General features: G+C 43.4%; 19 protein-coding genes. 6 read left to right on the top strand and 13 right to left on the bottom strand.

The window, feature by feature from the left end; translation table 11 throughout:
* Positions 1 to 21: 21 nt before the first annotated feature.
* Positions 22 to 3,186 (top strand): efflux RND transporter permease subunit, encoded by a 3,165-nt coding sequence (locus MAMP_RS12780; RefSeq protein ID WP_007146493.1) that lies wholly within the window; start codon positions 22 to 24, stop codon positions 3,184 to 3,186.
* Between the two features lie 30 nt (positions 3,187 to 3,216).
* Here MAMP_RS12780 and MAMP_RS12775 read toward each other — a convergent pair whose 3' ends face one another.
* The 6 genes from MAMP_RS12775 to MAMP_RS12750 form a co-directional block, all read right to left on the bottom strand.
* Entirely contained in the window at positions 3,217 to 4,521 is a 1,305-nt protein-coding gene (locus tag MAMP_RS12775) for a YbaY family lipoprotein (protein WP_007146492.1), read from the bottom strand.
* Between the two features lie 99 nt (positions 4,522 to 4,620).
* Positions 4,621 to 6,495, bottom strand: coding sequence for a methyl-accepting chemotaxis protein (locus MAMP_RS12770; protein ID WP_007146491.1), 1,875 nt, complete (start codon positions 6,493 to 6,495; stop codon positions 4,621 to 4,623).
* An 80-nt stretch (positions 6,496 to 6,575) separates the two neighbouring features.
* The gene (gene gluQRS / locus MAMP_RS12765) at positions 6,576 to 7,478 is read right to left on the bottom strand and encodes a tRNA glutamyl-Q(34) synthetase GluQRS (protein ID WP_007146490.1); all 903 of its coding nucleotides are present in this window, start codon (positions 7,476 to 7,478) and stop codon (positions 6,576 to 6,578) included.
* Between the two features lie 26 nt (positions 7,479 to 7,504).
* Positions 7,505 to 7,783: a YrhK family protein gene (locus MAMP_RS12760; RefSeq protein ID WP_007146489.1), complete on the bottom strand. Its 279-nt coding sequence runs from the start codon at positions 7,781 to 7,783 to the stop codon at positions 7,505 to 7,507.
* A 108-nt stretch (positions 7,784 to 7,891) separates the two neighbouring features.
* Positions 7,892 to 8,287 (bottom strand): YkvA family protein, encoded by a 396-nt coding sequence (locus tag MAMP_RS12755; protein WP_007146488.1) that lies wholly within the window; start codon positions 8,285 to 8,287, stop codon positions 7,892 to 7,894.
* Between the two features lie 16 nt (positions 8,288 to 8,303).
* Positions 8,304 to 9,059, bottom strand: coding sequence for an endonuclease/exonuclease/phosphatase family protein (locus MAMP_RS12750; RefSeq protein WP_007146486.1), 756 nt, complete (start codon positions 9,057 to 9,059; stop codon positions 8,304 to 8,306).
* A gap of 187 nt (positions 9,060 to 9,246) precedes the next feature.
* Here MAMP_RS12750 and htpG point away from each other — a divergent pair, with 187 nt between their 5' ends.
* From htpG to MAMP_RS12735, 3 genes are all read left to right on the top strand, one after another.
* Positions 9,247 to 11,154: a molecular chaperone HtpG gene (htpG, locus tag MAMP_RS12745; protein ID WP_007146485.1), complete on the top strand. Its 1,908-nt coding sequence runs from the start codon at positions 9,247 to 9,249 to the stop codon at positions 11,152 to 11,154.
* A gap of 141 nt (positions 11,155 to 11,295) precedes the next feature.
* A complete protein-coding gene (gene hslO, locus MAMP_RS12740; RefSeq protein ID WP_040576669.1) occupies positions 11,296 to 12,183 on the top strand; it encodes an Hsp33 family molecular chaperone HslO in 888 nt (295 codons plus the stop codon).
* 242 nt (positions 12,184 to 12,425) lie between these two features.
* On the top strand, positions 12,426 to 12,908 hold the full coding sequence (locus MAMP_RS12735) for an Hsp20 family protein (protein ID WP_007146483.1): 483 nt from the start codon (positions 12,426 to 12,428) through the stop codon (positions 12,906 to 12,908).
* A 555-nt stretch (positions 12,909 to 13,463) separates the two neighbouring features.
* On the opposite strand, the gene MAMP_RS12730 is transcribed toward MAMP_RS12735, so the two are convergent.
* The 6 genes from MAMP_RS12730 to MAMP_RS12700 form a co-directional block, all read right to left on the bottom strand.
* Positions 13,464 to 14,639, bottom strand: a complete 1,176-nt coding sequence (locus MAMP_RS12730; RefSeq protein ID WP_007146482.1) for an AI-2E family transporter — start codon at positions 14,637 to 14,639, stop codon at positions 13,464 to 13,466.
* A 56-nt stretch (positions 14,640 to 14,695) separates the two neighbouring features.
* Positions 14,696 to 14,902: a hypothetical protein gene (locus tag MAMP_RS12725; RefSeq protein WP_040576600.1), complete on the bottom strand. Its 207-nt coding sequence runs from the start codon at positions 14,900 to 14,902 to the stop codon at positions 14,696 to 14,698.
* A gap of 82 nt (positions 14,903 to 14,984) precedes the next feature.
* Entirely contained in the window at positions 14,985 to 15,203 is a 219-nt protein-coding gene (locus MAMP_RS12720; protein ID WP_007146480.1) for a hypothetical protein, read from the bottom strand.
* A 44-nt stretch (positions 15,204 to 15,247) separates the two neighbouring features.
* Complete coding sequence (locus MAMP_RS12715) at positions 15,248 to 15,745, bottom strand: phytanoyl-CoA dioxygenase family protein (RefSeq protein WP_202796143.1); 498 nt, start codon at positions 15,743 to 15,745, stop codon at positions 15,248 to 15,250.
* 242 nt (positions 15,746 to 15,987) lie between these two features.
* Positions 15,988 to 16,302 carry a hypothetical protein gene (locus MAMP_RS12705; protein WP_007146477.1) on the bottom strand — a complete coding sequence of 105 codons (315 nt, stop codon included), beginning with the start codon at positions 16,300 to 16,302 and terminating at the stop codon, positions 15,988 to 15,990.
* A 558-nt stretch (positions 16,303 to 16,860) separates the two neighbouring features.
* Positions 16,861 to 17,829: a bifunctional methionine sulfoxide reductase B/A protein gene (locus MAMP_RS12700; protein ID WP_007146474.1), complete on the bottom strand. Its 969-nt coding sequence runs from the start codon at positions 17,827 to 17,829 to the stop codon at positions 16,861 to 16,863.
* 377 nt (positions 17,830 to 18,206) lie between these two features.
* Between MAMP_RS12700 and MAMP_RS12695 the strand changes: the two genes are divergently transcribed.
* Together MAMP_RS12695 and MAMP_RS12690 are read left to right on the top strand one after the other, a co-directional pair.
* The gene (locus tag MAMP_RS12695) at positions 18,207 to 18,500 is read left to right on the top strand and encodes an autotransporter outer membrane beta-barrel domain-containing protein (RefSeq protein ID WP_007146472.1); all 294 of its coding nucleotides are present in this window, start codon (positions 18,207 to 18,209) and stop codon (positions 18,498 to 18,500) included.
* A gap of 164 nt (positions 18,501 to 18,664) precedes the next feature.
* A complete protein-coding gene (locus MAMP_RS12690) occupies positions 18,665 to 19,639 on the top strand; it encodes a helix-turn-helix domain-containing protein (protein WP_007146471.1) in 975 nt (324 codons plus the stop codon).
* Here MAMP_RS12690 and MAMP_RS12685 read toward each other — a convergent pair.
* Positions 19,636 to 20,472: an alpha/beta hydrolase gene (locus tag MAMP_RS12685; RefSeq protein ID WP_007146470.1), complete on the bottom strand. Its 837-nt coding sequence runs from the start codon at positions 20,470 to 20,472 to the stop codon at positions 19,636 to 19,638. The genes MAMP_RS12690 and MAMP_RS12685 overlap by 4 nt on opposite strands.
* Between the last annotated feature and the right edge of the window lie 145 nt (positions 20,473 to 20,617).

Here is a 20,617-nt window from a genome sequence, read left to right as displayed (position 1 = left end):
ATAGCGTAACGAAGGAACGCAATGAATATTTCCAAGTTTTTTGTGGACAGACCCATATTTGCGGGTGTTTTATCCATTCTTATTTTTATTGCCGGCTTACTGTCGATGTTTCAGCTGCCGATATCGGAATATCCTGAGGTATCGCCACCCTCAGTTGTCGTCAACGCTCAGTTTCCGGGTGCCAACCCTAAAGTCATTGCTGAGACGGTAGCCAGACCACTGGAAGAGCAGCTGAGTGGTGTAGAAAACATGATCTATATGTTTTCACAAGCTACCTCAGATGGTCGCATGACACTGACTGTGACTTTTAAAATAGGCACCGATCCGGATTTAGCTCAACAGATGGTGCAAAACCGTGTCACTCAGGCAACCCCTAGACTGCCAGAAGTGACTCGCCAACTGGGCGTAACAGTGGTGAAAAGCTCCCCTGATCTGACCATGGTTGTGCATTTAACCTCTCCTGATAAACGTTATGATGAGTTATATCTGCGTAACTATGCTGTTTTGCATGTTAAAGATGAGTTAGCCAAAGTTGAAGGCGTGGGCCAAGTTCGTTTATTTGGTTCAGGTGACTATGCCATGCGTATTTGGCTCAACCCTGAAAAAGTAGCCGAACGACAATTGACGGCGATGGATGTGGTCAACGCGATCAGAGAGCAAAATGTTCAGGTAGCTGCCGGTATTATCGGCGGCGCGCCGATGACCGAACCGGTTGATGTGCAATTACCGATCAATGCAAAAGGTCGTCTGGAATCACCGGAAGAGTTTGAAAACATCATTATCAGAGCTGGTAGTGATGGTCAGGTGACACGTCTGAAAGATGTTGCCAGAGTTGAATTACAAGCGGCTGAGTTCAGCTTGAACTCAATGTTAAATAATCAGCCTGCGGTAGCGATTCCTATCTTCCAGTCACCGGGTGCGAATGCCATCGAGATTTCCGACAATATTCGCAGCACCATGGCCAAGCTGAAAAAGAATTTCCCTGAGGGCGTCGATTACAGCGTGGTGTATGACCCGACCGTATTCGTTCGTGACTCCATTCATGCGGTCATTAAAACCTTACTGGAAGCGCTTGTCTTAGTCGTTATCGTCGTGGTCGTGTTCTTGCAAACATGGCGTGCCTCATTAATTCCATTATTAGCCGTGCCGGTTTCAATTATCGGTACCTTTGCGTTGATGCATGTGTTTGGCTTTTCCATCAATACCTTGTCCTTATTCGGTTTGGTGCTGGCCATTGGCATCGTGGTGGATGATGCGATTGTGGTCGTGGAAAACGTCGAACGTAATATTGAGAATGGTTTATCTCCGCTTGAAGCAAGTTACCAAGCCATGCGAGAGGTCAGTGGGCCTATCGTCGCGATTTCGTTAACGCTGGTTGCCGTGTTTGTACCTATCGCTTTTGTGAGTGGTTTAACCGGGCAGTTCTACCAACAATTTGCGTTGACGATTGCTATCTCTACAGTGATTTCAGCCGTTAACTCCTTGACCTTGAGTCCAGCATTATCGGCGCTGTTGTTGAAAGGGCATGATGCGCCTAAAGACAGACTCACCAGAATCATTGATTTTCTGTTTGGCTGGTTCTTTAACATCTTCAACAAGACGTTTAAGAAAGCATCAAATGGTTATTCTGGTTCAGTCGGTGGTTTGTTAAAACACAAAGTCATCATGTCTTTTGTGTACATCATCTTATTAGGGATGACGGTCTATGGTTTGAATATATTGCCAAAGGGCTTTGTACCAGCACAGGATAAACAATACCTGATCAGTTTTGCCCAATTACCAGATGGTGCATCGCTGGCGCGGACACAGGACGTTATCAAAGAAATGGGGCGTATTGCACTGAATGAACCAGGTGTTCAGAGTGCTGTGCAGTTCCCGGGATTATCCGTCAACGGTTTCACAAATAGCCCAAGCGCCGGTATTGTGTTTGTTACTTTGGATTCATTTGATAAACGTAAGTCACCTGACCTGTCTGCTGCGGCTATTGCAGGTCGTTTGCAAGCGAAATTTGCTCAGGTAGAAGAAGCCTTCATCGCCATTTTTCCGCCACCACCCGTGCGTGGTTTGGGAACGACAGGTGGTTTTAAATTGCAGATTGAGGACCGCGCAGATCTGGGTTATGAAAAACTTGCTGAAGTAGTCTCTCAGGTGCAAGGTCAGGCATGGCAGAGTCCAGCACTTACCAGCGTTTACTCGAACTATAAAATTAATGTGCCTCAGCTTTATGCTGATTTAGATCGGACAAAAGCCAAACAGCTTGGACTGAACATCAAAGATATTTTTGACACCATGCAGATTTATCTCGGTTCACTCTACATCAATGATTTCAATCAGTTTGGTCGTACCTATCAGGTGATTGCTCAGGCTGACTCTGATTATCGTAATGCACCGGATGATGCGTTGAATCTAAAAGTACGGAATAGCAATGGCGATATGGTGCCATTAGGCAGCGTATTACAAATGCAAGAAAGCTATGGTCCGGAAAGTGCGGCTCACTACAACGGGTATCTGGCAGCTGACTTGAATGGTAATGCCGCACCGGGTTACTCAAGTGGCCAGGCCCAAGATGCGATTAGTGAGATCCTGGAAAAAACCTTGCCTTCGGGAATGGAATTTGAATGGACTGATTTAACCTATCAACAAGTGATTAGCGGGAATACTGCGTTATTCATTTTCCCTTTATGTTTGTTATTGGTTTTCTTAGTGTTAGCTGCACAATATGAAAGTCTTATCTTGCCGCTGGTGGTGATTACCATTGTGCCGCTATCGATTCTGGCAGCAGTGACGGGTGTATGGTTAACCGATGGCGATAGCAATATCTTCACGCAGATAAGTTTCTTTGTGCTGGCGGGACTGGCCAGTAAAAATGCCATTTTGATTGTTGAGTTCGCTCGCGAGCTTGAGATTGATGGCATGGAAACAGTAAAAGCGGCAATCAAAGCCAGTCGTATGCGTTTAAGACCGATTTTGATGACATCCTTTGCGTTTATTATGGGGGTTGTACCGATGGTGCTATCGACCGGTGCAGGTTCAGAAATGCGTAATGATATTGGTGTCACCGTTTTCTCAGGCATGCTCGGGGTCACATTCTTCGGCTTGTTCTTTACCCCAGTTTTCTATGTGATGTTACGGAAGCTGGAAGGTAATCGCCGTTACCATAGTCACAATCATGTGGTAATGAAATAAAGCCCGGCTTTGAAATAAAGCCCGGCTTTATCAGCGACGGGCGGTAATCGTCCGCCCGTCTGCTGTTTTCAAAATCAAAGCGCCGTTGATGCTGATATCCAGCGATTCCACATCCGTCAGTATCGACAAAAATAATTTTTCCTGATTCATAATAGCCACCGGACACACTTTTTGTGTGGTAATCGCTGAAGCGATATCCAGTCGTTCATTAAATTCATAAGCCGTACTGTACTGGTTACATGAAGTAAATCCTGATAAACGCCCCTGATCATCAAAGGTCATCGTCAGACGCGAAAAATCAATCACACCTTGTTGATTTAAGTCCTGAACTATCCATTCCTGACCTACGAGTAAATCACGACTATGGCCCCCGCAGCCCTGAAAATCGAGATTGTCCAATCGCACGCTAACCTGATAAGGGTAGGGTAATCCCGACATATCATCACGGCATAAAGTAGCTAAGGTTTCTACTTTGATATAGCGGGTGTCAGAGTAGGCTTTGAGTTCAAAACCGGTGTGGTAAATATTCAGTTCTGTCTCAGCCAGCACGCTCTGTTTCTGTCCTTTATCCCACGTCATAATCACCTGGTCATACGTTGCAGAAAGCGACCATTCTGGCTCGTGGCCTTGAGCTCGGAAAGGCAGTTGTTCCAGTTGATCCTGATTAACAGCAGTACAATGACTCCAACTCATATCAGCAATGGTCAGAATCCCCTGATGACCTTTACTCCAGAAACTGACTAATTTATCTTTAGACTGATATTTGGCACCGGAAGCGGTTGGCACCTGAAATAGCATATACAAATCATCGTTCATCTTGAGCTGCATAGACTCATTTTTGATGACGGTTATGATCTGTTGTTCACCACATTGAAACAGTACCGTGTGACTATTATCATTCTCAGGCTGTTGAAATTTCACCAGATTAAGTAGGCCGAGCGAAACCTTATCGGTATCTGTAGGAACCAGATTCAGTTCATCGGTGGTCCAGAGTAATTCCCCACTTTTATCCTGAATAGAGGCACGCAGTGCATAATTTTCATCTTTGTTCAGCTGATCTTTAAACACCTGTAGCTGAAAATCGATGGGCACTTGGCGGTTGCCGAGTGATATCGTTTTTTCGGCGATGATTTCGCCATTTTTTTGTGCGCTGGTGATATTTTCCAGTTTAATGATGAGTTGGGATTTTTTGGGAAGTGCAATACGTTCGCGATAACTGATTTGACCACTGATATTCAGTTGTTGTTGCTTAAGAGTTCGTTGCGCCGAGTCAGAATCACATACAGCCACCGTCAGACTGATTAACACAAATATGAAGAAACGGTACAAAGGCATAACATGTCATCCTGAATATAAGTCCTGAGTATGCATCATAATGTGAATCAGCACTGTCTTGCCACCACTGATAGTCGTCATCCATGACGCTCTGTTATGTCAGACTTTGAACTGAGTAATCAGTTTTTGCAAGTCTGCGGCTAGTCCAGCAAGGCCCTGACTGGTTTCCGTTGTTTGTGATGTGCTTTCAGCATTTTCTTCGGCTACTTGTGCAATGTGATTTACATTACGGTTAATGTCTTCAGCCACGGCACTCTGTTCTTCGGCGGCACTTGCAATATGTGTGTTCATATCCATAATCGATCTGACACGTTCTGAAATCATACTGAGACTTTCGCCAGCTGCGCCAACTTTAGTCACGGTGGCTTCTACATATTCTTTGCCTTTCATTGTAGCTGTCACACATTGATTGGCTTCATTTTGCAAACGCTCGATAATCGTTTTAATTTCTTCTGTTGACTCTTTGCTGCGTTGTGCCAATGTTCTGACTTCATCTGCGACAACAGCAAAACCTCGACCAGACTCGCCAGCACGTGCCGCTTCAATCGCTGCATTTAATGCTAGTAAGTTGGTTTGTTCGGCAATACTTTGGATGACGGTTAATACGGTGCCAATGTTTTCACTTTCTGACTGCAGGTTTTTAATGGCATCTGCGTTACTTGAACTCTGAACAGCCAATTGTTTGATGGAATCAATGGTGTCTTTGACCAATAATTGTCCCTGACTGGTCTCGCTATCAGAACTTTTAGATAAACTCGCTGCTTCAGCCGCATAACGTGCGACTTCCTGCACAGTCGCGGTCATTTCATTCATGGCTGTAGCAACTTGCTCACTACTGCTTTGTTGGTTGATAACACCTTTTTTGGTTTGTTCAGCCACTACAGAGAGTTCCTCAGCTGCGGCACTGACGGTGAGAGCAGAGGTCATGACCTGTTGAATCAGCTTTTGAAATGAGGCCGTCATTAGGTTAAAGGAGTGTGCCATTTCGGCAATTTCATCTTTACCACTATCATCAACACGCAAGCTTAAATCGCGATTTTTTTCGACTTCTTGCATGGTTTCAGACAGCTTATGAAGTGGAATGATAATACTTTGGCTTAATAGCCTGATAAGCCATAAAATCAGTGCTGCCAGTGTCAATGCGATAACAAAAACAGTGATCTTTGCATTTTGTATCGCTTTTGGGATTTCATTACTGATATGTTGTTCAAGCGTATCAAGTTCACCTTCACTTCGATGGATCGTGCTACGTAATTCTCCCAGCAATCCTGATTCAGAATTCATCCCACGTGTTTCATAACCTTTCACTAAAGATAAAAAATCAGCACGATACTTTTCTATTTCATTGCCAATCTGTTTTTTCATATCCGTGGAAATATAGCTGTCATCCAGGCGGCGATTAAAATCAGTATAGGATTCTTCAAATTTACTGACATATTTGATGTCTGAACGCAGCATAAAGTCTTTTTCATGACGTCTCAGCATCAGCATGGCGGCAAGTAAAGTATCGTCATTAAATGTGTTGATGGTCTCCTCAACCTGATGCACTGCTTTTCGAAGGTTGCCATATAAACCATCGGTAGGGGTTAATCCTATGGTTTGTTCAACGGCTGCAATTTCATCAAATTTTGTGCCGTATTCAATCAGCACATCATGAAGTGCATTGAGTGACTCGTGTGACTGACCCAGCTGATCCAGTGACTGAGAAAGTTGTTCAAGATTACTGAGAAAAATCTGTTGTGTTTGATGAAACTCATCTTGATATTTCAAATCAAGTCGTTTGAGAAAGTCTTTTTCATGTCGACGTAACATCAACATATTCGTTTCTAACTTAACAGCTTGATGAGCGGCATTTTCTAAGTGAATAATTTTGGATAGGAATATCTGCCCGAGAATAATCATCACTAATATTGTCACACCGACCAATACTGACAAAATGAAGAGTTTCTTTTTCACAGTGAGTTGATTAAGCATGCGGTTTTCCTTAAAAAAACATGAAGTTGTCATGTTGATTGATAATACTATTCACCTTAGCGGACAGGCGCTTACTTTCCTTAGCTTTTTTCACTGTTTTTTTGGATGATTTTTTTCTGAACTCCTGAGAGTTGCCAATGGGGCAATGCCCACTGCCATAAAGTTGAAACCGGCATCGCTGAAGACAGAGCTGTTACATCAAGCCCCAAAAAACAGAGGGCGTTAATTAACTGTGCAGCTGCCTCCTTGTCTTTGATTGCTGGTGCAGCGGTTTGTTTACTCAGCTTTTCACCTTGAGCATTTTTTACTAGAGGAATATGGGTATAGCTTGGTGTCGAAACACCTAATTGCTGCTGTAGATAAATCTGGCGACTGGTCGAATTTAATAAATCTGCACCTCGAACAACATGAGTGATACCTTGCTCGGCATCATCCACTACCACAGCTAACTGATAGGCAAAGAGCCCGTCAGCGCGTTTTAATATAAAGTCACCAAAATCATTCTTTAGATGATGCTGGAAGTTACCATAGACCCGATCACTAAAAACCAGTCTGTCGCTATCTACTCGAAGTCGCCAGGCTATCTGTTGCCGGTGTGATGACAGACCATGTCTACATGAGCCTGGGTAGATAGGACCTTCTATTCCTGCATGGGCAATGTCGGCAATTTCGCGGCGGCTACAATTACAGGGATAGACACGTTGTTTATCAATGAGTTGGTCAAGATAAGATTGATATAAGTCACTACGTTGGCTTTGATAAACAACCTCTCCATCCCATTCAAAGCCATAACTTTCCAGCGTACGTAATATCTCATCTGCGGCGCCAGGCATTTCTCTGGGTTTATCCAGATCCTCCATTCGCAATAGCCATTTGCCTGACTGGGTTTTAGCCTCAAGATAGCTGGCAACAGCAGTGACCAGTGAACCAAAGTGTAGTGGTCCAGTGGGAGAGGGGGCATATCGCCCGATATAATCGGTCATCGTAGAATCTTATTGTTCGTTAACCACTATTTTTGCCACTCAGACTCAGGAATACGCTGCAGGTGAATATGAGAAGCTAAACGTAAAGTGGGCCGTAATAAAAACTGAAAACTACCAATAATGAAAAGCCATACTGCGGTATTTTCGTACTCGGGATACAGAAAGAGAATACTGCCGATCAAAAACCAGATAGCAATCAGAAAATCATTGAGAATACTAACCACTTCATAGCGTCGACGAATCTGTAATTGTTCGTGGCCTATAGTGAAGGTAATCGGATTATCGAGTTTTGTTGACTCAGACATTGGCACCTCAGATAAAGACGGTTTTTTTCAAAGAAAAGTAATCGTTGATAGAGTTATAAACCGAATCATTAAATGAAAATTACCTTATCTCTGCAAGTTCATGCTGCCTTAAAAATACTGTTCAAAGTAGGGCCAGGCTAAAGAGAGTAGCCAAACAGCCAGCAAACACCAAATGATGATAATACCCCACACGATCCATCGGTTAAGCGGCAGTTGGATAGAACGATGTTGTGCTTTTTCCTGACAATCGAGCCAGATGGCGGAAGGCATTAATCGAATAGCCAGCCAACAGCCGAGAGGTAACAGCAGAAGTTCATCCAACCAGCCCAAGATGGGAATAAAATCGGGAATCAGATCAATCGGGCTGACGGCATAAGCGATGACAAGACTAATAATGATTTTACTCAGCAACGGTACATCTGGACGCTGATAGGCGATATACAATGCGGTAATTTGGGTTTTTAATGCAGTTGCCCATTTTCTGAGCTGTTCGATGATTTTCATCCTTAAAGCTATCGACTCAGGGTAAGTCAAAAGCGGCGATAAGTGGCGCGTGATCGGATAATTGGTTCCATGCCGAATGCGGTGGTCTGCCACATAATGTCGGCTCCATACCCCGATAATAAATACGATCCATTTTCAACATTGGCATCCATGAGGGCCAGGTTCGCGCATAGCGATTATGCAGGGTACGGTAAGCTTCTTTTAAATCCAGACGCTGTGCCAGACGCTTTTCAGCCTGACCAGTCCAGTCATTAAAATCACCGGCGACAATGAGTGGTGCGCTATCCGGTACATGCGCCTGTATACGATCACATAACAAGCCAAATTGCTTGCGACGTTCTATACCGGTTAAACCCAGGTGAATACAAATGATATGCAAAATCTCATCTGACCAGGGCAATTGAATTTCGCCATGTAACAGACTACGGCTGGCCCAACTGAAAGGGGAGACATTGATATTTTCCCAGCTGACAAGTGGGTATTTGCTGAGAATAGCATTGCCATGATGACCGACTTCATAAATGGCATTCTTGCCGTAAGCATGATGAGGCCAAACATCTTTTGCCAAAAACTCAGAGTGTAAACCTTCCGGCCAAGCGTCATGAGTTAAACCATGTTTACTGTGCTCGCCCTGAATCTCCTGCAGCAGCATGATATCGGCATTGGTTTCCACCAAGGCATCTCGGATCGGATGCAACGTGAATTGGCGGTTACTGGTGTTAAAGCCTTTATGCAAATTGTAGGTCAGAATGCGGAGCTGGTTTTTCGACATGTATGTAGAATCCAATGTACTTGTGTCAACCGAGCACTATCCGGCTTTAGAAAATTATTCACTATTATGGTTGGCTGGGAAGAAAAATCCAAGTGACAGATATTCATCATTTGCTCTTGATTTTAAAAAAGCCGACCCCATCTGCTTCCCATGTCCAAACAAATAGCCATACGGAGGCATTTTTTCAATGAGTGTTGATGCACATAAGGAAACGCTAGGTTTTCAAACTGAAGTCAAACAACTATTGAATCTGATGATTCACTCTTTGTACTCCAATAAAGAGATCTTTTTACGTGAATTAGTTTCAAACGCGGCCGATGCAGCTGATAAATTGCGTTTTGAAGCGTTATCAGACGATGCACTTTATGAAGATGATGCGGAATTAAAAATTCGTGTCGAGTTTGATAAAGATAAAAATACCGTCACTATCAGTGATAACGGTATTGGTATGACGCGTGAAGAAGTGATTGAAAATATCGGCACCATTGCTCGCAGTGGTACTCGTAAGTTTTTTGAAAAGCTCACAGGCGATCAAAGTAAAGATTCACAATTAATTGGTCAGTTCGGTGTCGGTTTCTATTCTGCCTTTATCGTGGCTGACAAAGTGACATTACGAACACGCCGTGCTGGTCTGACGGCTGAGCATGGTGTGCAATGGGAATCTGCCGGTGAAGGTGAGTTCACCATTGAAACCATCGAAAAACCACAACGCGGTACAGAAATCGTGCTACATCTTCGTGAAGGTGAAGAAGAGTTCGCTAACGGCTGGCGTCTGCGTAATATCATCACCAAGTACTCAGACCACATCAACCTGCCGATTGTGATGGCAAAAGAGCCATTACCGAACGAAGATGGCGAAATTGATGAAGCCGATAAAGGTGATGAAACCATCAACAAAGCGACAGCCTTATGGTCTCTGTCGAAAAATGACATCACCGACGATCAGTACAAAGAATTCTATAAACAAATCGCTCACGACTATCAGGACCCCATGCTGTGGAGTCATAACAAAGTCGAAGGCAATATCGAATACACCTCACTGCTCTACATTCCGTCAAAAGCCCCATTTGATTTGTGGGACCGTGACCGCATGCACGGCATCAAGCTGTATGTAAAACGCGTCTTTATCATGGAAGACAGCGAACAATTGATGCCACGTTACCTGCGCTTTATTCGTGGTGTGGTGGATACTAACGACTTGCCATTGAATGTGTCACGTGAAATTCTGCAAAGCAGTAAAACCATCGATACCATCCGTGCTGCGTCAGTGAAAAAAGTCCTGAGCGAATTGAGCAAACTGGCGAAAAACGAACCGGAGCAATATGCTGAGTTCTGGAAAGAATTTGGTCAGGTGTTAAAAGAAGGTCCGGGCGAAGACTTTGCTAATAAAGAAACATTGGCGAAATTGTTCCGCTTTGCCACTACCGAATCTGGCTCGTCAGACCAAACGGTTTCTCTGGAAGACTACGTCAGCCGGATGAAAGACAAGCAAGAGAAGATTTACTACATCACTGCAGAAAGCTACGCGGCAGCGAAAAACAGCCCGCATCTGGAAGTTTTCCGTAAGAAAGGTATTGAAGTCTTATTGCTGACAGATCGTGTGGATGAATGGTTAGTGAATTCGCTGACGGAGTTTGATGATAAACACCTGCAATCAGTCGCTAAAGGTGACCTGGACTTAGGTGAGCTGGAAGACGAAGAAGAGAAAAAAGCGCACGAAGAAACCGATAAAAACTTCGAAGACTTAGTGGAAAGAGTGAAAAAATCACTGGAAGACAAAGTCAAAGATGTACGTATCACGCATCGTTTAACAGACTCTCCAGCCTGTTTAGTCGCTGATAACTACGATATGAGTATGAATCTCGAGCGTATGTTAAAAGCAGCCGGTCAGGATGTGGCAGGCACAAAACCGATTATGGAACTGAACCCTGAGCATCCGATGGTCGTGAAACTGAAAGATGAATCAGATGAAAGTCGCTTTACCGACTGGACATCGATTCTGTTTGACCAGGCATTATTGGCAGAAGGTGGGCAACTGGAAGATCCAGCCACCTATGTCAAACGTATCAACGAGATTTTGTTGAAGATTGCTTAGTTAAACACCGCAGATGCGATAGAATAGCCGGGCAAACATTTGTCCGGCTTTTTTATTGGATGAGCGAAATGTCATTATTTCGTTTTAGCCATTTGTCGTATGACACCCATTCCCAAACTTAAAGAAATAGGTATCACAGCAGTGAAATCAGATTGTTTACAACGTTTTATTTTTGACAATGCAGCGATTCGCGGTGAGTGGGTCAACTTGCAGGAAAGTTGGCAGGAAGTGTTAAATCGCCGTGACTACCCTCAAGCCTTACGCAATGTCTTAGGTGAAATGATGGGGGCAGCAGCACTGTTAGCCGCCACAGTCAAAATCACTGGCCGACTGGTATTACAAGTGCGTTCTGAAGGTCCGGTTTCATTGATGATGGTGGAATGTACCAGTAAAGATACCTTACGTGCTCTGGCTCAGTGGGATGGGGAGATCGCCGACGATGCCAGCCTGACTGATATGATGGGCGGTGGTACCTTAGCAATTACCATTGAGCAGGAAGGGGCCAAACAACCTTATCAGGGCGTAGTCAGTCTGCAAGGAGTTAACTTAGCTGAAACTCTGGAAAACTACTTTGAAAACTCTGAGCAATTAGCCACTAAAATCTGGCTGTCAGCTAATGAACATAATGTCGCTGGCTTATTCTTACAGCAACTACCCAGCGAAGAAAATCAACGTGAAGATGCTCAGGAAGACTGGTTCCGTATCAGCCAACTGGCAAGCACGATTACCGATGAAGAATTGCTGACATTAGAATCAGAAACTTTGTTACATCGTTTATTCCATGAGGAACAAGTCAGACTGTTCGAACCAACTGATTTACGTTTCTCCTGCACCTGCTCACGTCAGCGCGTAGAAGAAACCATTGCCATGTTAGGGCAGGAAGAGGCTGATGATATTATCGCCACCGAAGGTGAGATCGAAGTCGCCTGTGAATTCTGTAATCAGCATTACACCTTTGATAAAGTCGATGTCGCCAAGTTATTTAATAACACCGTCGCTTCAGCAAGTGATCCAAATACATTGCATTAATCCAAAACAAATATCTGAGTATGAAAGAGGGGGAGTTAGCTGGTGCTGATTCCCTTTGGTATTGAGCCAAGATTGATCAAAAATGTACCGTCGTTATGCATTATGGTTAGATAAAAAATTTCATAAAACGACTTGAAATCTGCTGAGTCAAACCTTATTAAACATAGCGTGAGAGGCTGCCATTAAGGGGCACTCACCATTGATTGTTTTTGTTTTATATTGCTTCTAACGGAGGATATACCATGAATGCAATTGACCTAACCCCTCTTTATCGTAGTAGTGTTGGCTTTGATCGTTTGGGATCACTGATTAACCATGCACTCACTGCAGACTCCACTTCCAGTGGATACCCTCCTTACAATATCGAGCTCATCGAGGACAACCGCTATGCCATCACACTAGCCGTTGCCGGTTTTACTCAAGAGGAGCTTGATATTCAGGTTGAAAATGGTGTGCTGACAGTACGAAGTGAAAAAGCGACTAAAGAAGAGCGTAAATACCTCCATCAAGGCATTGCTTATCGTTCATTTGAACGTAAGTTCAACCTTGCGGACTACGTCGAAGTGACTGGCGCCGATCTTTCCAATGGCTTACTGACTATCAGCCTTGTGAAAGAAATTCCTGAAGCGATGAAGCCTAAATCGATTCCGATTAATCAAACGGTTAACAAAGCTTTGGAACATGATATGGAAGATCAAAACGCTGACACTTTTAAAGCAGCCTAACTCAACCGGGGTGCGCGCAAGCGCACCCTTCTTTAAACTATAAGAGAATATGTTAATCTGTATAATGGTTTGATTTTTATAATAAAAACTATGGGGTATGTAGGTTGGGTAGAGGAACGAAACCCAACGGATAGTTTCTTTTGTTAAATCACACGCTGCCGCAAGGCGTTCATTTAATTTGATTCGTGACATCCATGTCACTCACCCTACGGGCGCCTCTGGCGTCCAAATTCGTTCCAGACGAATTTGTGCATGCCCAAAATAAACGAACCAAACAAAAGGGCACCCGATATTGCCTTTCATCCAAAAATTAACTTTGCTTGATGGCGTGGTCGATAACTCCCTTCGGTCAGACACTCGACCACTTAGTCCATCAATCAACCCTAATTTTTGGCGGCAATAGACGGGGGGTTAGGAGCTTTTCAAATTTCCGATTTGTGCTGATAAGTTCTCAACTTAATGCTAATGCTTTTTTTTAGCGTCAGAAGTATTTTGTTTCTTGATTTCGCCTTTCTATTTCCCCAGCGCCATCTCTATTTTTCCTCTAGTATCACATCAGGTTTCTATGTCGGTATTTTCTGGATGAAAGTTTTCACTACCGCGTGCCGAGAGAAAAGTACCAAATGCTTGCAAGCTGGGGATATGTTCGCAAAAGGTGCGAACAGCAACCAATAATGGCACTGCTACTAACATACCCACAATCGACCACAGCCAGGCCCATAATGCGACCGAGAGGAAAATCACGACGGGGTTCATTTCTAAACGCCGACCAACGAAATATGGTGTGGCAATCTGTCCTTCAAAAATAGTTAAGATCAAATAAGTGAGGGCCGGAAGCAGTGCGGTACCGGTATGGTCAAAGGTAAGCAATCCCACGAGAGCCGCGATCACAACGCCGACAATAGCACCAAGGTAAGGTACAAAATTAAAGGCGAACGCTAACACTCCGAATAAGATGGCATTTGGCATGCCCAGTAGCCACATTGATACTCCAACCGCTATACCAAGCACAGCATTAATAAGGGTGATAGTGAATAAGTAATTCGACAACTTACGCTCAATGTCATAGCTAATTTTGATCGCATTACGCTTATCTTTAAACGTCGGCATGATGTGAACTAGCTTCTCGTAAAACATATCACCTGAGGCCAGCAGAAAGAACAGCAATACTAAGGTAAATACCACTTGTGCCAGAATTTCAGGCACCGAAGTGGCCAGTTTCACAAGTACGCCAGGTTCGCGTGGTGAGACCTTCTGTACTTGCTCTGTCTCGTTTTCCAGCGAGGCGATCTGCTCAATCTGCTTACCGGCATCAATGACCTCTTTTGCTGACTGGTTGGCACCACGCAATTTCTGTTCTATTTTATAGCCGATGGTGGGGGCTTCTTTAATCCAACGCTGTACGGGATCGGCGAGCGTGCTTAAGCCCAAGCCTATTAGCGTCATCAGTCCACTGACAATAATAAACGCGGAGATAGCTGGTGGTAGCCGACGGCGCTCAAGGAAGCGTCGCACCGGACTAAATACCAGTGCCAATAACACGCCAAGCGCTACCGGCACGAGAAAATCACGAGCGTGAGCAATACTGGCCAGTAAGAGCAGTAAAAATATACCGACTACTGCCCAGTGCGAACTTGACTTAAATATGGTGTTGGCAGGCATATCGTTTGACACTAACTCGGGGTTGGCATCTGCTGGCATGGCGTGGTTATTTTGTATATCGTCTGACATGTCAGCCTTGCCTCGGGTCGAAATCAATTGGTTTATAGTGTTTGAATGTTTGATTATTAATCATCAGAACAATAACCTTTTGCTACATTCTGAATAAATAAAGACAGAAGAAAAATTACAAAAAAGGTTGCTCCCATTTTGCTCAAGATGACAAACACGGGTGGAGATGCCCAAATTGCTCCAATGACGCAAACTGCCACCAATACGATAGAAACAATCGCAGATATAGCAGACCAAAATCTAAATTTTTGTGCAGATTTCATTTGATTCCTTGTTATGCATTATGTTCACTTCCTTCATCAATACGGCACTTGTTTATGCCTATAACTTTTTTCAGACTCAAAATTAATCGTCACTTTGATTTTCAGAACAAAGTCCTTTAGCTAAATTTTGTATGGATAGAGAAAGTAGAAAAATAACAAAAAATGATGCCCCAACCCTGACGAATACATCAGATAGTGGCATAGCTGTCCAAACCGCACCGATTACAGAAACTGCCACCAAAATGATTGAGATAATCGCAACGACAGTGGACCAAAATTTGAGCTTTTCTAATGATTTCATCTAATTCCTTATCAGGACTGTGTCCATTTTGGAGCATGCCAGTGTTAAGCCCATGCTAGCCCGATTGGTAACTGAAAGCTACTGTACTCTATATGAACAATACGACGGTGATTTGGCTCTGTGCCTTTGCTTGATGAATGCAGTAAATGTGGCCGCATTACTAATAAGTCTCCCGATTTAGCTGAGCAGATATATGCTTCTGATTCAGCAACAACACGATCTTGTTCATTTTTGCTGAGAATGCCCAATCTATGACTTTTTGGTATGACTTTTAAGCAGCCATTGCTCTCATTTGCATCATCTAGATGGATGCGGAAAGTTACCATTTCCTCCAAGACATTTAGCTTAGGTTGAACATGGTGAACCCCATCTTTCAAAGTCCAAGGCCCCCAACCATCAATCTCTTTCTTGTCACTAACTGAAATTGTCTTATCTTGATGCCAAGCAACAAGCCAGTTCTTATCGGCCGTTTTATCAAAGACAATAACTCGCACTACTTCAGGTTTTCCTGTGATATAAATCCTGGCCTTTTCTAGAAGCAAGTCTGACTCGACGAGATTTTTAACAGAGCTGAGTTTCTTCTCAGCGTTACGAATTCCATGTGTCGGGAAGTCTGAATCTAACGTTTCAATCTAAGTAATTATTTCACTGATAGAATCGTTATCTAGAAAGCCAGAGTGAATCTCAAATCCATTTTCTTCGATGCCCAAATTTAACTCCACTCTCAAAGCCTTTAACGCTTGCAGCAGTTGCGTGGTCTTTTTGCGTCGACTGCCTGTGGTTGTTAGGCTAATGGCCGAGAGAATTTTATCCATGCCGACCAAACCTCTTTTGCTATTTCTCTATAAATTGGATTGTTTTTATTGCCAACCAACTCCGAATCGAACCAACGACAAAACTCTTCATGAATGATATCCAATACCTCAAGTTCTGTATTTGCCGTTTTCAATCTCGGTAGAATGATGTCTACTTCTGGATCATATTCGTCAGTATTGTCTTCGAAATTAATCCCCATAGGATCAAGCCTAAATAGAATTCTTTCTACTTCTGAATAAAGCCCTTTAAATTGGTTTTTAATACTAGCTCGCTCTGTTTTCATTAGTGAAGCCTAACAGTATCTTTTATGAAGCCTCTGGCTTCACAATAAATATTAAAGAAGTCGCTCTGTAATACTGGTTTAGATTTCTTAAGTATCTGTTTATTAATAAAAACGCGATTAATTTTTTGGGGAAATAGAGCCGGAATGGTGAGCCTGGCTGGAAAAATAAAGCCAACTTTTTAGTATTCATGAAACCTTCCATATTTTCTGAATTAAGTTTAACTCTGACTTATTTTGTGTTTTCTGGCAATAGCTTAAATACAAACTCACTAGCGTTTTTTGTGAAGCCAAACAAAGGTAAGCGAGGTGCTTTATTGTTGGGTAAAAAAAGGGCATCTAGCACTGTAGGTTGGGTTGAGGTACGAAACCCAACATGTATTCAGGTATAGGATATGTTGGGTTTCACAGGTTCAACCCAACCTACGTTTTTAAGCAAATTTATTTTTTGGTCAAATGCTAGCGGACTAGCTCTTAGTTGTGATGCTTAAGGTCTGGAAAATAGATAGGCATACAAAAGGGCATCCAGTTGGATGCCCGAGTGTGTGATTTATCTAAGCATTACTTTTTCAATTTCCAGTCTTTACGAATCCAATGGCAGGTATAGCCATTCGGATAATGTTGTAAATAGTCCTGGTGTTCGGGTTCGGCTTCGTAAAATGGACCGGCTTTGGTGACTTCGGTGGTGATTGGGCCGGGAAGAATGCCGCTGGCATCGAGTTCTTTTATTAATTCATCGGCGACTTTGGCTTGTTCACTATTTTCCACAAAAATAGCCGAGCGATAGCTGTCACCGATATCATTCCCCTGGCGGTTTTTGGTGGTGGAGTCATGCACCATAAAGAAAAACTCGAGGATGTCACGATAGCTGGTTTGTGAAGAATCAAACATCACTTCAATCGCCTCAGCATGTCCGGTGTCGCCTTGTTTGACATCTTTATAGGTGACATCAGGCACATGGCCGCCGGTGTAGCCAACGCGGGTATTAATCACGCCGGGTTGATGACGGAATAATTCTTCCATTCCCCAGAAGCAGCCACCGGCTAAGATGGCGGTTTCAATGGTGTCGGTATCCGTTGATTCGTCATTATCAAACAAGGGCAGGTAGTCAGCATAACCTTCAGCGGCTAACTGGTCTTTTGGAATAAAACGTAAGCTGGCCGAGTTAATACAGTAACGTAAACCACCCTGTTCTTCAGGGCCATCAGGGAATACATGACCCAGGTGCGAGTCACCGAATTTTGAACGCACTTCGGTTCTGACCATTCCTAGTGTGTTATCACTATGCTCAGTGATATTATTGGCGTCGAGTGGACGTGTAAAGCTGGGCCAGCCAGACATCGAGTCGTATTTATCTAATGAGGTAAATAAGGGCTCGCCAGAGACCACATCGACATAGAGGCCCGGTTCTTTATTATCCCAGTAGGCATTGTTAAACGGAGGTTCAGTGCCACATTGCTGAGTGACGTGATATTGCAGTTCATCAAGCTCAGAAATGGCCGCGTCGTTTTTATGATATATCTTCGTCATATTCGTCCTTTGATTATTTTGCTGTAGGTGTATTGACACATAATGGCTGTGAAAGTGGCATAAATAAACAGAAATAACCAAGAATAAAGCGTCATCTTTTTGGGCAGGCCCTTATGATTTTATTTGAAATGCGGTTTGATTCTGATCGCTTTTTTCATTTCAGCGTCAAGATTTGCCATAATTTGTATTTGCTTTATATCCTTCTACCATCGTATATCGATTGAGTTCGCTGACATATCATCTATGTCAGTTTTAAACAGTGAGTGTGTTTTGTTACCTGATCTTCGTACTATCATCCTTGTTCTGGTTATTACATTGTTTATTTCTGCCATTGCTTCTTTCTTTTTACTGCTTCCTAAGGGTATTGATGTCAGCTTATGGCACAAACCGATATCGACCACCAGTTAAATGATAAGACCACCTTACTAGCGAATATGGGCATCGGTTATGACCTCATCAATGACGATACCAGTATGACGGCATCCTATACCGGTGGTGGCACTGCCTTCACAACAGAAGGTATTGACCCTTCACCGTGGTTAGCCAGAGCCGGTGTTGGTGCCACCGTTAACATAAACGACTATACCGATATCACCGCTCAATATGATGTCGAAGGTCGTGAAGACTTTTTAAATCAAACGGCATCAGTGAAATTACGTTTGTCGTTCTAAGCTAATTTTTGTCTGAAATAAGAAACGCCTCAGCAGTGCTCTGTTGAGGCGTTTTTTTGTTTTATATGCCATAAGTAATTGAATTAAGGTATATTCATTGCCTATCTTCTTTTATGGTTTTTTCTTCGAATGCTTAATTTATATACCTGTGCCAACACATTAATATGATACCGACACAAGCGCTTGTGTATTGTGATCAGCCTTTGTTTGATGCTTATGAACAGCAGCTTGTGCAAGATTGGTTACCGATTGAGATTACCCAGTTATCCGCAGGTCAGTTTTATGGGCACTACCGTGAAGTGGGTAATGAGGCGTTCAGAGTGGTGTTCGAGCAGCAAAATCAGGTCGTACATAAACGCGCCATCATCGAAAAAGACTTTTGTACCATCTCCTTCGAACGTACCACACAAAATCAGGTACGAGTATCTGAATATAATGCGTTTGAGAATTCACTATTTTTCTTGCCAGCTAATGTTGAAGTCGATATCCAGGCTGAGGGAAATGCTGAAACGGTTTATTTTCGATTCGAACAATCGGCCTTACTTGAGTCTGCCAGAGCGATGAATCCACGGCAGTGGGAAATGCCTGTGGACAGTGTTTTAGTATTTGATGGTGTAAATCGACAACCGTTAGAGCTGTTTACTGATTACCTATATCAATTATCAGCGATGTCTTCGGATGACCGTCAGCCAGAGCAGCAAAAACACTTAAATACTTCTGTGATGGAACATGTGCTGCTGTCTTTAGATTCATCCTTACTTTTTGATGGGCAAGAAACTGATGTCGTGGCACGGCGAAGAGCGGCTAAATCAGTGAGATTAGCTATCGACTATATTCACGCTAAGCTGGACAGTCATATTTGCCCAACCATTATCGATATTTGTAAAGATGTCTGTATCAGTCAGCGTAACTTGCAGTATCACTTTAAAAAAGTAATGGGCATCACCCCTAATGCCTACCTTTATCGCTTGAGATTAAATCGAGTGCGATCCCAATTACTCAGGCCTACAGATATTAATATGACGGTGACGCAAATAGCCAGCGATTGGCACTTCTGGCATTTAGGGCGGTTTTCTAATGATTATCTACAGTTATTCGGCGAGCTACCGTCAGCGACATTACGACGAACATTTAATTAAGGGGCAGATTTCTTAGCGGCAGATATTTCCTGCAATAGCTCTGGCCAGTGCTCAACCCAGCAGCAATGATGAGTCATACCGGTGATTACTCTTACAGTGGGGCGTTTTGATTGAGGAAAATGTTGCTGGTATGCATTAGCCACAGCAACGGGCATGATCTTATCTTCACTCCCCACAAAATGAATTTGTGGAATGGCCTGTAATGAAGGCCACTGGTCTGCTGGATTTAATGAGCCTGTTAACGGTGAAATATGCTGTAATGTCGTCCAGTAATCAGTATCAATATTACCTGCCACAGTGACTAACTGAGAAACATCGTCTCGCTCAGCGGCTAATAACGTCGCGACAGCACCCCCCCCAGAGTAACCAATAAGCCGTAAAGAAGAAGCCTGATATTGGGCTTTTAACTTATCCACGGCTTGATTCATCGCTTGTAATACCTCAGGAGAAAAGCGGGCTGAAGTCCACAGACGCTGTTCACAGCCTCCAGACCACACATATTGGCATGGGCGGGCCAGATAGACGGCATGGTTATCGAGGAGTGCGAGCTTGAGTGTTAATGGATCGATAGGGGTCGGATCTGAAGACATTTTCCGTCGACTCAACCAGGCTAAACCATCACCTTCTATGTAAATGGTTAACTCTTTAGACGGTGAGATTTTTTCAGGGATAAAGCTTTGCAAGTTAAATGAGGCTGTAGTGATGATCTGGGATTGCCAGCCATTGAGCTGAGCTAAACGAACTGCCGTATCAGTGCGGTTTTGTGTGGTGGGTATGGATGAGCAGGCCTGTAATATCAAAAAAAGCAGGCAAATAAAGTAACGAAAAACCAAAATAGCTATCCCTTATTATTCCGTCTTAGGTATGTGAAAGCACATCATATACGAGTCAGAAAATATTATCCTTAATGCCCGTCTCTCATTAATTTATACGTTTGCGAAAATCGGATAGTGCCGTTGTAGCTGTCTCTATATCATC

It is taken from the genome of Methylophaga thalassica MP (genome assembly GCF_000214595.1).
GTDB lineage: Bacteria > Pseudomonadota > Gammaproteobacteria > Nitrosococcales > Methylophagaceae > Methylophaga > Methylophaga thalassica.
Note: the sequence above shows the minus strand (reverse complement) of the source record. Positions and strands in the feature narration are given on the sequence as shown.

What these genes read in the sequence shown, in the direction of transcription:
- MAMP_RS12700 (WP_007146474.1), bottom strand. Translation starts at nt 17,829, where the DNA reads ATGACGAAGATATATCATAAAAACGACGCGGCCATTTCTGAGCTTGAT.
- MAMP_RS12750 (WP_007146486.1), bottom strand. Translation starts at nt 9,059, where the DNA reads ATGTCGAAAAACCAGCTCCGCATTCTGACCTACAATTTGCATAAAGGC.
- MAMP_RS12770 (WP_007146491.1), bottom strand. Translation starts at nt 6,495, where the DNA reads ATGCTTAATCAACTCACTGTGAAAAAGAAACTCTTCATTTTGTCAGTA.
- MAMP_RS12695 (WP_007146472.1), top strand. Translation starts at nt 18,207, where the DNA reads ATGGCACAAACCGATATCGACCACCAGTTAAATGATAAGACCACCTTA.
- MAMP_RS12725 (WP_040576600.1), bottom strand. Translation starts at nt 14,902, where the DNA reads ATGAAATCTGCACAAAAATTTAGATTTTGGTCTGCTATATCTGCGATT.
- MAMP_RS12780 (WP_007146493.1), top strand. Translation starts at nt 22, where the DNA reads ATGAATATTTCCAAGTTTTTTGTGGACAGACCCATATTTGCGGGTGTT.
- MAMP_RS12760 (WP_007146489.1), bottom strand. Translation starts at nt 7,783, where the DNA reads ATGTCTGAGTCAACAAAACTCGATAATCCGATTACCTTCACTATAGGC.
- MAMP_RS12735 (WP_007146483.1), top strand. Translation starts at nt 12,426, where the DNA reads ATGAATGCAATTGACCTAACCCCTCTTTATCGTAGTAGTGTTGGCTTT.
- htpG (WP_007146485.1), top strand. Translation starts at nt 9,247, where the DNA reads ATGAGTGTTGATGCACATAAGGAAACGCTAGGTTTTCAAACTGAAGTC.
- MAMP_RS12720 (WP_007146480.1), bottom strand. Translation starts at nt 15,203, where the DNA reads ATGAAATCATTAGAAAAGCTCAAATTTTGGTCCACTGTCGTTGCGATT.
- MAMP_RS12755 (WP_007146488.1), bottom strand. Translation starts at nt 8,287, where the DNA reads ATGAAAATCATCGAACAGCTCAGAAAATGGGCAACTGCATTAAAAACC.
- MAMP_RS12705 (WP_007146477.1), bottom strand. Translation starts at nt 16,302, where the DNA reads ATGAAAACAGAGCGAGCTAGTATTAAAAACCAATTTAAAGGGCTTTAT.
- MAMP_RS12690 (WP_007146471.1), top strand. Translation starts at nt 18,665, where the DNA reads ATGATACCGACACAAGCGCTTGTGTATTGTGATCAGCCTTTGTTTGAT.
- gluQRS (WP_007146490.1), bottom strand. Translation starts at nt 7,478, where the DNA reads ATGACCGATTATATCGGGCGATATGCCCCCTCTCCCACTGGACCACTA.
- MAMP_RS12730 (WP_007146482.1), bottom strand. Translation starts at nt 14,639, where the DNA reads ATGTCAGACGATATACAAAATAACCACGCCATGCCAGCAGATGCCAAC.
- MAMP_RS12775 (WP_007146492.1), bottom strand. Translation starts at nt 4,521, where the DNA reads ATGCCTTTGTACCGTTTCTTCATATTTGTGTTAATCAGTCTGACGGTG.